Here is a 10,801-nt window from a genome sequence, read left to right on the forward strand (position 1 = left end):
ACTTCTACATCTGTGATCCAGGCCCATGCCGATGTCTCTTGAAACCGAGAAGCTTGAAAAACAATTGAAGGTGGTCGGCGTCCTGTTTATGGCGGCTTCGGGGCTCTGTCTGCTGGGTTTACTCTTCATTCCCATTCATTACATGATGATGCAATCGGTGATGAAAATCGACTTTCCGCATCAGGGAGAGGTTCCCAATCCTCGGGAGATTTTTGAACAAATGCGAGGAACGCTGCCTCTCATGTATGGTATTATGGGAGGAATGTTGCTGATCTTTGGCGGGGTGATGCTGGCCACAGGGATCAATCTCTACCGAAAAAAGCACCAGACCTTCTGCATCGTTGGCTCGGCGATGAGCTGCCTCTGTATGCCGTGGGGTACTGCATTGGGAATCTGGTCTCTGCTCATTCTGTTTGACAAACAAGTCCAGCCGCTGTTTCAGGAACAGACAGAGCTAAATGAGTCCGACTTTCTGTCTTAATTCGCAGAAGCTTCGAGTTGAACCCTCAAGCATATTTCTCTCAGGAGAAACCTTTGATGACGCAAAAAAAAGCCAGCCAGCTCAATCTGATTGGCACGCTATTTTTAGTTATGGGGCTCTTGTCAATTTTCAACCTGCCGGTTTTGAGCAAGGTTGGCGAACAACTCAAAGAGAACTCTTTTGAAACAGCAAACCTGACAAAACCCGATGGAACAAAATATGAAGACAGTGACCAATTTGAATCAATCCGGCGAAGCATGGTGATTGGAATGCTGCTCTTTACCGTCTTTTTCTCTCTGGTCTGCTTTATGACGGGAACTTGTATTTTGAAACGGATCAGCCATCGAACCTGTTTCGTTGGCTCGGTGGTGGTTTTGATTGCGTTTCCCCTGGGGACCATTCTGGGCAGTTGCTCACTGATGCTGTTAAGTAAAGCAGAGACCAAACGGTTATTTACGAGGCAGCAGGACGGCTGAAAAAAACGGAATCTGTGCTCCAAATCAATTTCACAGGGCTAGTCAAAACCGGTGCGGGTACCAATAATACGCCAGCGTGTGATCCCCGGCCGTTTGTTTGAAAAGGATTCCGTATGGAGCCGCTTGACCTGAAGCAGTTTGAATGGAAAATCAAAGTCCGCCCGTTGACCATTGAAGATTTCGACGCGCTGGTCGAAATGGAAGAGCTCTGTTTTCCGGGTATGCCGGCCTGGGGACGCGAGCATATCGAAAGCCAGCTGGCGATTTTCCCTGAAGGGCAATTGTGTGTCGAAATTGAGGGGCGTCTGGCCGCTTCGTCATCGAGTCTGATTCTGGATTTCGATCCCAGTCTCGAATGGCACAACTGGAAAGCGGTCGCCGACGACGGTTTTATCCGGAATCATAACCCGCAGGGAGACACACTCTACGGGATCGAAATCATGGTTCATCCTGAATTTCGGGGGATGAAGCTGTCGCGCCGTTTATATGACGCTCGTAAAGAACTCTGCCGTCAGAAGAATCTGGGGCAAATGATCATCGCCGGCCGCATTCCGGGATACCATCAACATGCGGATGCTCTTTCAGCTCGGGAGTATATTGAGAAAGTCGTTGAGAAAGCACTCTACGATCAGGTATTGACGGCACAGCTGGCTAACGGCTTTTCAGTGCAAGGGCTGATCCCCAATTATTTACCGTCCGATACCGAATCTTGTGGGTATGCGACCTATCTGGAGTGGGCCAACCTGGATTATGTGCGCGGCGCCAAACGCCGGTTTCATCATACGGTCGAACAGATTCGCATCTGTGTGGTCCAGTACCAGATGCGTTCGGTGAAAAGTTTTGACGAGTTTGCCCAGCAGTGTGAATTCTTTCTCGATACCGCTTCGGACTACAAGTGCGATTTTATCCTGTTTCCGGAGCTGTTCACAACGCAGCTGCTCTCTTGTGTCGAGCCCACGCGCCCGGGGCAGGCCGCACGCCGGCTGGCAGAATTCACGCCACAATACCTCGATTTCTTTACCGAGATGGCAGTCAAATATAATGTGAATGTGATTGGCGGTTCCCAGTTTGTGGTCGAGCGCGATACGCTGTATAACATTTCCTATCTGTTTGGCCGGGATGGTACGATTGGCAAACAGTATAAAATTCACATTACACCCAGCGAACGGAAATGGTGGGGCGTGAGTTCTGGCGAACGCGTGGAAGTGTTTGACACCGATTGCGGCAGGATCGCGATTCAAATCTGTTACGATATCGAGTTTCCCGAACTGGCACGCATCGCCGCTCAAAAAGGGGCGCAAATTGTGTTTGTTCCCTTTAATACGGACACCCGCCACGGATACCTGCGTGTCAGGCACTGTGCGCAGGCCCGTTGTATCGAAAATCATCTGTACGTGGCGATTTCAGGCTGCACGGGCAACCTGCCTTTTGTCGAAAACGCGGACATTCACTATGCACAGTCTGGTATCTTTACGCCCGCTGATGTCGAGTTTGCCCGCGATGCGGTGGCGGCTGAGTGTAATCCAAATGTGGAAACAGTGATCATTCACGACCTCGATTTCGAGCAATTGCGCCGCCATCGTGAGGGGGGCAGTGTGCAGAACTGGAATGACCGTCGGCGTGAATTGTACCGCGTGCTGTATCATGAAGACGGGAATTCCATCGAAATCTAGTCCCTCGGTGGCGAGCAGCTTGGTCTCGCAGAACTTCTTAAGATCTCTTAAAATCCGCCTGATGTCGACATAAATCTTGCGTCCCTCTGCTGTTTTACCCCATCGGTGGCATCACACAGCGGCCGGAGCGGAAGGAAAATCACTCTGATTTTGGGCAGAAATAGATGATCGATTCCTATAGCAGAATTTCAAAGAAGACGGGGATGCCACCAGGTTCGCTGGTGCATATCGGTGATTTTGATGAAGAGGAAACCCGTATTTCCGTGATTGATTATGGTCGAATCGATCTCGAAGAACCGGTCGTGGAAACGGTGGAGGACCTGCTCAAATTCCGAGAGAAGGACTCAATCACCTGGGTTTGTCTGGAAGGATTGAAAAATGTCGAAATCACCGAGTTGATCGGAAAGTATTTCAACATTCATCCCCTGGTGCTGGAAGACATCTTAAATACCCACCAGCGACCGAAATTTGAAGAGTACGACGACTACCTCTACATCGTGCTCAAAGGGTTGTCGTCAGGGGAGAATGACTCAAGCTCGGTAGATTTCAGAGTAAAATACGAGCAGGTTAGTATTCTGGTGCTCAATGACTTTGTCTTCACGTTTAAGGAACGCAAGGATGATCTGTTCCTCCCGCTGGTTCAGCGAATTCGGAACAGCACTGGTCGTATTCGGAGTCTGGGATCGGATTATCTGACCTATGCGCTTTTAGATACGATCGTGGATCAGAATTTTTTATTGCTCGATTCCATGGATGAACAGGTCGATGACATCGAAGAAGAGCTACTGACCAATCCTACATCTGATACTCTGGTGGCAATCCAGCGTCTGAAACGGGAATTGATCGATATCAAACGTGCTACATCTCCTCAAAGAGAGTTGCTCTCAGCCATTCTGCGTTCTGACCATGAATTGATCAGCGAGAAGATCCATATTTACTATCGGGATGTGTTCGACCACGTCTTGCGAATTACCGAATCAGTCGATTCCTATCGTGACATGCTGGGAGGCCTGCTGGACATTTATGTTTCCAGTGTCAGCAATAAAATGAATGAAGTGATGAAAATCCTGACAGTATTCGCTTCGATTTTTATTCCCCTGACCTTTATCGCCGGGATCTACGGAATGAACTTCGAATACATGCCGGAACTGAAATGGAAGTGGAGCTATCCCGTAGTCTGGCTTGTTTTCATCACACTTCCCACAGTCTTGATCATCTATTTCAAAAAGAAGAAGTGGTTGTGACCGGCATCAATTATGTGAGCGGCACGGCGCTAGGTAGTTTATTTATTGATTTTAAATGTGATTCCCAAGATCGAAACTTAACCCAGTTCGGTTTAGACCACGGCTAACACCGTGTGGCTGATTTTGTTTTTAGGTACTTTGCCAGCCGGAATGACTTATTAGCCGAAGGGCGTTAGCCTAATGGCACTTACTTTAAAAATAATCATTCCAACCGCCATGACTGGCATGATATTTGCGCATGACATAAAACTTCTCTAACAAGGAGTCATTTTGGCATGTGTGCAAGACGAACAATCCCCGCTGATCCTCAACTCGATCAAGAATTCGACAAAGCCTTCGAACAGATTCAGGAACTGGTCGATCTGAGTCAGGCCGACGAGTTATATCCGACACGTACGAACGCCGTTTACACGACCAGTGTCGTGCTCTGGATGCTCGTGTATCAGCGGATGAATCCCGATGCCTCTCTGGAAGCGGCTGTCAAAAAACTGCTGGATTCCAAACCAGAGCTGCTGCCCGATAATAAACGCGTCTCAGAGGGGACACTCTCGCTGAATACAGGCGCCTACAGCCGGGCCAGAACGCGTCTGCCGTGCAGTGTTGCAGAATGGCTCGCCAGAGAAGTCAGTCAGTCCATGATCGAAGCATCGCCGGCGTCGTTTCAGGATCGCCGCGTGTTTATGATCGACGGCACCACGATCACACTGCCGCCAGAAGAAGAACTGCAGGAGCAGTATCCTCCCGCCTCGAATCAATACGGCGAAGGGGTCTGGCCTGTGGCTTTGCTGGTGGTCGCTCATGAACTCTCCAGCGGCGCTGCCCTGGTTCCGGAAGTGGGCGCCATGTACGGTCCAGAGGCGGTGTCTGAAACCACGCTGATCGACAACTGCCTGACGCAAATGCCCCCTGACAGTATTGTCATGGCGGATGCCGGCTATGGTATTTTTTCCGTGGCCCACAAGGTTCAGCAGGCCGATCTGTCATTCCTGTTCCGACTGTCTAAGCAGCGGTTCGATCGACTGCGCAAAATTGCCACTCTGGTCAAAGAAGGAACAGACAGAAAAACCTGGTCCTGTCAGTGGCAGCCCAGTCCCAGCGAACGCAAGAAGCATCCCGATTTGCCTGCCGACGCGGTGCTGTCGGTTCAACTGCATGAAATCGAAACGAACGAAGGGAAGCCGCTGTACCTGGTCACCAGTCTGGATGAATCCGTCGAGCTACTGTCCGACCTGTATGCGCGGCGGACCGATGTCGAAACCGATATTCGGAATATCAAAGTGGTCCTGGATACGGAAAACATTCGTGCGCGGAGCGTGGAGATGTTCCACAAGGAACTGCTGACTTCAATGGTCGCCTATAATCTGGTCGTTCAATTTCGGCGGCAGGCGGCAGATCTGATCAAAGAGCCTCCGCGTCGCATGAGCTTCAAAAGAATCTGGACCACATTCCGGACGTTTCTCATGTCGTCGATGTATACCACGGCTGCCGACTGGCGAGAGCGTTTTCGTTTCGCGCTGGGCATCGCCATGCAGGACAAGCTTCCCAACCGACCGGGTCGCAAATATCCCCGGGAGGCGTATCGACGACGCCCCAAGTCAACGCACTTCAAAAAGCGAGAAAAAAGAGCAGATTCGACGGAAGAATGATGTGAAGTAAGTGCCATTGGGCGTTAGCCCTGGTTCCTCCCATTTATAAAGAGGCATTCGAATTAAGAAACGCTACCTGACGGTAGGAAACTAATGCTTCCAATTTAGAAAAATCGCGGTTCCTGGAATTAATACACACGGGAGAAAGAGTCAGTTTCATCGCACGCTTTCTCTCACCGTTTCCTATTGTTTTCAACAACCCCAAATTGCATTCGGGGCTACAAAACCAGCTGTTTTTTCGTGTAATTACATGCATTTCGTGGAAGCAAAATTCAGCACCAGATCACACGTGAGGTGCCACTGTTGGCTTGCCCAACAGTGCTGGCAATTCACTCATTCCTAACCAATAAATTCCCCAATCAAGAATTACCAGAGTAATCTGCCATAACACAAGTTGGACATGTTTCACTGATATTGAAACGGCACCGTCGGACAAGCCGAACGGTGGCACACGCAGGTTTCTCTGACAAAAAACGCCTCGGAGAACTGCGTTCCCCAAGGCGTTTTCGTTTGATCAAATTCACAAATTGAATTTAGTGATTATTGGCGGTAATCCCGGTCCAGTCGTCGGTACGGAATGGAGTCAGAGGCAGACCCTCTTTGTTCTGCACGTTGCAGATGGGGTTGTCGGCCCAGCCGTAACGGACGGACGCGGGTTTGGCCACTTCATCGCTCCAGACTTCGATTTTGTTCGCACCAATGATTTTGGCACTGGCGTTCACGAACTTTTTGTCTTCACCGGCGATGGTGAAGCCGATCGGGGTGTTGACGTCGAATAAATCCAGTCCGCCACCCACATGATCGAAAGTCAGGATGGCTTTATTGCCTTTGACTTCCATCGATTTGTAGCGTGGGCTCTGGTGCACGATGTTCACGCCATAATCTTTGGCGAGCGCCCAGCGGGCCAGACGTTTGGCGACGTCGAGCTTGTTCTTAGGGTGAATGTCCATGGCTTCGCCCAGATTCAGGATCACGGCTTCACCCGTATTAGGGAGTGCGTCCATGGTCATCGTCTGTGCTTCTCGCAGTTCAGCCCAGTCGCTGTCTGCCGGGACTGGTTTTTCGCTGCGGAAGTCGGCCAGTTGGACCCAGTAGAAGGGGAAATCACCTTGATTCCACTCATCACGCCAGTTCTGGATCATGAATGGGAACAGTTTGCGATATTGATAAGCGCGGCTGGCATTAGACTCGCCCTGATACCAGATCACACCTTTAATACCATATCCAATTGTGGGATACAGTACGCCGTTATAAATGTTGGAAGGGCGGTGATTGCCGGTCAGCGGATTTCGTGGTCCACGTGGACGACGTGGGGCTGGTTTACCAGCAGTTTTGGCTTTTTTGGCAGCTGCTTTCCACTGATCCAGTCGCTTGTTATAGGCGGCAACGGTTTTTTCATGGTCGTATGTTTTTTCGGTCTGTTCCCAGCGCTGCATCATTTCCTTGAAAGCTGGTTCGTCTTCCAGACGTTTACGATTCACCCAGGCTTCGGCAGAAGAACCACCCCAGGCATTGTCAATCAAGCCGATGGGAACGTTTAAAGTTTGATAAAGTTGACGCCCGAAGAAGTAGCCGACGGCGGAAAAATTGGCGACGGTCTCGGGAGTACAGGGCTCCCATTTCCCATTGAAATTGTCCTGAGGTTCCTGTGTGCCGACCTGAGGGACCGATATCAATCGGATTTTCGGATAGTTGGCGGTCATAATTTCCAGATCGGAATCATTTGAAGATCGTACCGTCCAGGCCATGTTTGACTGACCGGAGCAGATCCAGACTTCGCCTGAAAGCACGTTTTTGAGTGTCACCGAGTCTTTACCTTTGATGGTAATCTCATAAGGACCACCCACTTTCAGGGGATTCAGTGAGACCTTCCATTTCCCTTTGTCATCGGCGGTGGCGGTGTGAGACTGACCGTCTACCGTCACAGTGATCTTTTCACCCGGCTCAGCCCAACCCCAGAGCGGGTTCTTCTGCCCCTGTTGCAGGACCATATTATCACCAATAATGGCGGGAAGTTTGATTTCGGCCTGAGCCTGGTTTACATTAAAGGAATTCAGTGTAACCAGCATGAGCAAAATTGCTGCAAGCGGCTTCGCGGAAGTACAATTCATTTGTGGTTCCTTGCAGGATGAGTAAAATAGTGAAACGGTATCGACCAGGGTGTCCTGCTATAGCTTGATCTGAGCGGGTTCATTTTTCAAGCGATTCCTTTCAAATCGTGGCATCAAATCTTCTTTTCATTTCTTCTAAATTGGTACGGTGATTCATGAAACGACCATTCTCTCTGATTCTGGCTCTCGTAATCTGTTTGTTCGCTTTCCCATCTGTTCAGGCAGAAAGTAAAAAAGAGGCCGGGAAACGCTATGTAATTATTCACGCTGACGATGCGGGCATGTCGCATTCGGTGAATCTGGGAACGATTGAAGGTATGAAAAAAGGGGTTGTTTCTTCAGCCAGCATTATGGTTCCCTGTCCCTGGTTTAAAGAATTCGCTGATTTTGCCAAGAAGAATCCAGAACTGGATTACGGTATTCACCTGACTTTGAACTCGGAATGGAAAAATTATCGCTGGGGCCCGGTAGCCTCGCGTGATCAGGTTCCCAGTCTGATTGATCAGGAAAATTATCTCTGGGACAATGTGGGGCAGGTCATGCAGCATGTGAATGTTAAAGATGCCGAGAAAGAGCTGCGTGCTCAAATTCAACGCGCGAAAAAGTTCGGCGTCCCTTTGTCACATCTGGATACGCATATGGGAGCTGTCGTCAGTCGCCCGGATTTACTCGAAATGTACGTCAACCTGGGGATCGAATATCAACTGCCGGTTCTGTTTGTGGCGAATCTGGATCCGAAAAAATATGGTCTGATTGCCGAGAAGGGGAAAGAACTGAAAGTGGTTCTGGAGAAAAACGGGTTGCCCGTTCTGGATGATCTGGTGCAGTTTTATGGAGAACCCGATTATGAAAAACGAAAAAACACCTATCTGGAGACGCTACGGAACCTGAAACCCGGAGTGACGCAGATCATCATTCATTGTGGGATTCACAATCAGGAACTGCAGAACATTACCAACAGTTCTTCCCGCCGCGATGGCGACCGTCGCGTGTTTACCGATCCGAAAGTCATGAAGGAAATTGATGACCTGGGGATTGAAGTCATCACTTGGAAACAATTTCATGACATGGCACGGACAAAGGTAGCGGCGGCGGAATAGCAGGCTTTTTATGCTATAGAGCTTTCCGATTGTCTCTCGAACTCGAATATGATGAGAATAAAAGAATCCCCCGCAGGTAAAACGACCGGCGGGGGATCTTTTCGTTAGACAGATTAAGTCTGTCTTTTCAGGAGGTGTTACGTTTTTTGACCAGAATCAGACGCTTCGGCACTGCAGCAGGAACCGCCCGTTTCACAGCAGGAACGAGAGGTTTCACAGCATTCTTTCTCAGCCGTACAGCAGTCCAATGCCTGATCACAGCATTCGCGGCTTTGCTCGCAGCACTCTGGTTTGGCGTCTGACTGGCAGCACGCCTGGCCTGCTTCACAGCATTTCAGGTTGAGATCGCAGCAATTTAGGCTGCCCGATTGTGAATTCGCTGTCGCTGACATTCCCAGGCCAACAGATAACAGAGTTGCGGTAATGACTTTCGTAAACATGGATATTCTCCTCATGTGGATGAATTGTGTTGAATTAAACTGATTGATCGTTGAAATAGATGGAAGCAATTTCAGCGAATCAGCATGTCCACACGCAATGCAGTAAATGCAAAGGTCGAGAATGGGGCAGGGCGCCCTGGTATGAAAAGGAGAGCGGCTTTCCCGGCGGAATTAATTCCTGTTCTGTATCAATCTGATGCAGGAATGTCTGGTTGGGATCGACTTTGGTTGTTTTGGGAGGACTCGCGACGACTTTTGCTGCACTGCAAGTACAATTGTGAAAAGGCTGTACCGGATCAAGTGATTGAGTTTGCTTAGTTAACTGAGGGGAGCAGCAAGTGTGCGAAGTGGTGTTTGGTTTTGGAGCATTCGGTCCGGGATCAGCACAGCACCAGGTTCGGGGAACCATCAGGCTGGCAGCCAGCATGAGCGACAAACAGATTTTAATCAGGTGATTGATCATGATTGGGAATTCTGATACGAACCCTGTGGATTTAATACTCAGAAAACGCTTCTGAGTGATATTACGCCTGACTCTGTGACTGTGTTGGATCGTTTCTCCTGAAAAAACGTTTTTGGTACTGCGAACTTAGTCGAAAAGGTGTGTGTCAGGTTCCTGTGAAGAAAATGTAATTTTTTGTAAAACTAGTGCCGAAAGAGACTTTACAGCAAGAACATAAGAAGACAGAATACGCGTCCTCTTATTGGGGCGTATAGCTCAGTTGGTTAGAGCGCAGCTCTGATAAAGCTGAGGTCCGTGGTTCGAATCCACGTACGCCCATTTTTTTGACTCTCTAAGAGGAATCTCGTTTGTTTTCCATTTTTTGGTTGCACAAGTGAGATTCGCCGGCAATAGTATTGTTGGCAACTGTTAGGGGACGTAGCTCAACTGGGAGAGCGCCGCCCTTGCAAGGCGGAGGTTGCCGGTTCGATCCCGGTCGTCTCCATTGTGTTTTAGTCAGTGACGAGGTTTGAGCCTTTAAGGGGTTATTAAATCAAGCCTTCGAACTTTCTGGAAAACTTCCAGGGAATTTATTCTCCCTGGGTTGACGGGTGGTTTCTGACTGGTTAAGATCCCGCTCCTTCACTTGTTGTTAACAAAAGCTGTTAGAGGCAAGTGGTTGTCACAAAAGGGTTTGTGGCAAAAAGATGTTTGAGAGGTTTTGAAAAAAGTTTTCAAATTTGTTTCTCGGACGGTTGACTTTCTGAGAGACGACGATAAGATGACTCTCTCAGCTGACTTAAGTCGATTGAATCAGCTTCAGCATTGCTGGCACTGATTCAGCTGATTTTGGTTGGCTGTTTTTCTCTGGGGATGACCCTGGGAAACAACGATCTTTGACAATTTGGTAAAAGTAATAAGTGGCATCTATAAACGATAGAGTTCTCAAGTTGCAATATCAATTCTTCGGAATTGTATTGCTACCGAGATTTTGTTCTTAGGCAAATCGATTCAAGTGCAAGGTTGTTATGCAAGACCTTGTGAATTGAAATCGGGTTGTAATGTTTTTGGCTCCCGCTGGTCAATGTGACTTCGTGTGAGGTAAAAATTATTACGGCTAAGCTACTAAGGGCGTATGGGGGATGTCTTGGCATCAGATGGCGATGAAGGGCGTGGAAGACTGCGATA

General features: G+C 49.0%; 9 protein-coding genes, 2 tRNA genes and 1 rRNA gene (1 of these 12 running past the window's edge). 9 read left to right on the forward strand and 3 right to left on the reverse strand.

Annotation, left to right across the window (positions count from 1 at the left end):
* Positions 1-31 precede the first annotated feature (31 nt).
* The 5 genes from Enr17x_RS09330 (at position 32) to Enr17x_RS09350 (ending at position 5,520) form a co-directional block, all read left to right on the forward strand.
* Positions 32-481 (forward strand): hypothetical protein, encoded by a 450-nt coding sequence (locus tag Enr17x_RS09330; RefSeq protein ID WP_145308069.1) that lies wholly within the window; start codon positions 32-34, stop codon positions 479-481.
* A gap of 56 nt (positions 482-537) precedes the next feature.
* Positions 538-957 carry a hypothetical protein gene (locus tag Enr17x_RS09335; RefSeq protein WP_145308071.1) on the forward strand — a complete coding sequence of 140 codons (420 nt, stop codon included), beginning with the start codon at positions 538-540 and terminating at the stop codon, positions 955-957.
* 113 nt (positions 958-1,070) lie between these two features.
* Positions 1,071-2,630: a carbon-nitrogen hydrolase family protein gene (locus Enr17x_RS09340; protein WP_145308073.1), complete on the forward strand. Its 1,560-nt coding sequence runs from the start codon at positions 1,071-1,073 to the stop codon at positions 2,628-2,630.
* A 164-nt stretch (positions 2,631-2,794) separates the two neighbouring features.
* On the forward strand, positions 2,795-3,874 hold the full coding sequence (gene corA / locus Enr17x_RS09345; protein ID WP_145308075.1) for a magnesium/cobalt transporter CorA: 1,080 nt from the start codon (positions 2,795-2,797) through the stop codon (positions 3,872-3,874).
* Between the two features lie 275 nt (positions 3,875-4,149).
* Positions 4,150-5,520 (forward strand): IS4 family transposase, encoded by a 1,371-nt coding sequence (locus Enr17x_RS09350; RefSeq protein ID WP_145308077.1) that lies wholly within the window; start codon positions 4,150-4,152, stop codon positions 5,518-5,520.
* A 533-nt stretch (positions 5,521-6,053) separates the two neighbouring features.
* On the opposite strand, the gene Enr17x_RS09360 is transcribed toward Enr17x_RS09350, so the two are convergent.
* Positions 6,054-7,631 (reverse strand): sialate O-acetylesterase, encoded by a 1,578-nt coding sequence (locus Enr17x_RS09360; RefSeq protein ID WP_145308079.1) that lies wholly within the window; start codon positions 7,629-7,631, stop codon positions 6,054-6,056.
* A gap of 155 nt (positions 7,632-7,786) precedes the next feature.
* Here Enr17x_RS09360 and Enr17x_RS09365 point away from each other — a divergent pair, with 155 nt between their 5' ends.
* Positions 7,787-8,731 carry a polysaccharide deacetylase family protein gene (locus Enr17x_RS09365; RefSeq protein WP_145308081.1) on the forward strand — a complete coding sequence of 315 codons (945 nt, stop codon included), beginning with the start codon at positions 7,787-7,789 and terminating at the stop codon, positions 8,729-8,731.
* Positions 8,732-8,868: 137 nt separating this feature from the next.
* On the opposite strand, the gene Enr17x_RS09370 is transcribed toward Enr17x_RS09365, so the two are convergent.
* The gene (locus Enr17x_RS09370; protein WP_145308083.1) at positions 8,869-9,171 is read right to left on the reverse strand and encodes a hypothetical protein; all 303 of its coding nucleotides are present in this window, start codon (positions 9,169-9,171) and stop codon (positions 8,869-8,871) included.
* A gap of 79 nt (positions 9,172-9,250) precedes the next feature.
* Positions 9,251-9,634: a hypothetical protein gene (locus Enr17x_RS09375; RefSeq protein WP_145308085.1), complete on the reverse strand. Its 384-nt coding sequence runs from the start codon at positions 9,632-9,634 to the stop codon at positions 9,251-9,253.
* 244 nt (positions 9,635-9,878) lie between these two features.
* On the opposite strand from Enr17x_RS09375, the gene Enr17x_RS09380 reads away from it, so the two are divergent.
* The 3 genes from Enr17x_RS09380 to Enr17x_RS09390 form a co-directional block, all read left to right on the forward strand.
* A tRNA-Ile gene (locus Enr17x_RS09380) sits at positions 9,879-9,952 on the forward strand.
* A gap of 93 nt (positions 9,953-10,045) precedes the next feature.
* Positions 10,046-10,118, forward strand: a tRNA-Ala gene (locus Enr17x_RS09385).
* 610 nt (positions 10,119-10,728) lie between these two features.
* Positions 10,729-10,801: ribosomal RNA gene (locus Enr17x_RS09390) — 23S ribosomal RNA — on the forward strand; it runs 2,818 nt beyond the window's last position.

The sequence above is a fragment of the Gimesia fumaroli genome (assembly GCF_007754425.1).
GTDB classification, from domain to species: Bacteria; Planctomycetota; Planctomycetia; order Planctomycetales; family Planctomycetaceae; genus Gimesia; species Gimesia fumaroli.

Bases quoted from the DNA above. Each gene is read 5' to 3' on its own strand.
- Enr17x_RS09375 (WP_145308085.1), bottom strand. From the start codon at position 9,634: ATGATCAATCACCTGATTAAAATCTGTTTGTCGCTCATGCTGGCTGCC.
- Enr17x_RS09335 (WP_145308071.1), top strand. From the start codon at position 538: ATGACGCAAAAAAAAGCCAGCCAGCTCAATCTGATTGGCACGCTATTT.
- Enr17x_RS09350 (WP_145308077.1), top strand. From the start codon at position 4,150: ATGTGTGCAAGACGAACAATCCCCGCTGATCCTCAACTCGATCAAGAA.
- corA (WP_145308075.1), top strand. From the start codon at position 2,795: ATGATCGATTCCTATAGCAGAATTTCAAAGAAGACGGGGATGCCACCA.
- Enr17x_RS09330 (WP_145308069.1), top strand. From the start codon at position 32: ATGTCTCTTGAAACCGAGAAGCTTGAAAAACAATTGAAGGTGGTCGGC.
- Enr17x_RS09340 (WP_145308073.1), top strand. From the start codon at position 1,071: ATGGAGCCGCTTGACCTGAAGCAGTTTGAATGGAAAATCAAAGTCCGC.
- Enr17x_RS09370 (WP_145308083.1), bottom strand. From the start codon at position 9,171: ATGTTTACGAAAGTCATTACCGCAACTCTGTTATCTGTTGGCCTGGGA.
- Enr17x_RS09365 (WP_145308081.1), top strand. From the start codon at position 7,787: ATGAAACGACCATTCTCTCTGATTCTGGCTCTCGTAATCTGTTTGTTC.
- Enr17x_RS09360 (WP_145308079.1), bottom strand. From the start codon at position 7,631: ATGAATTGTACTTCCGCGAAGCCGCTTGCAGCAATTTTGCTCATGCTG.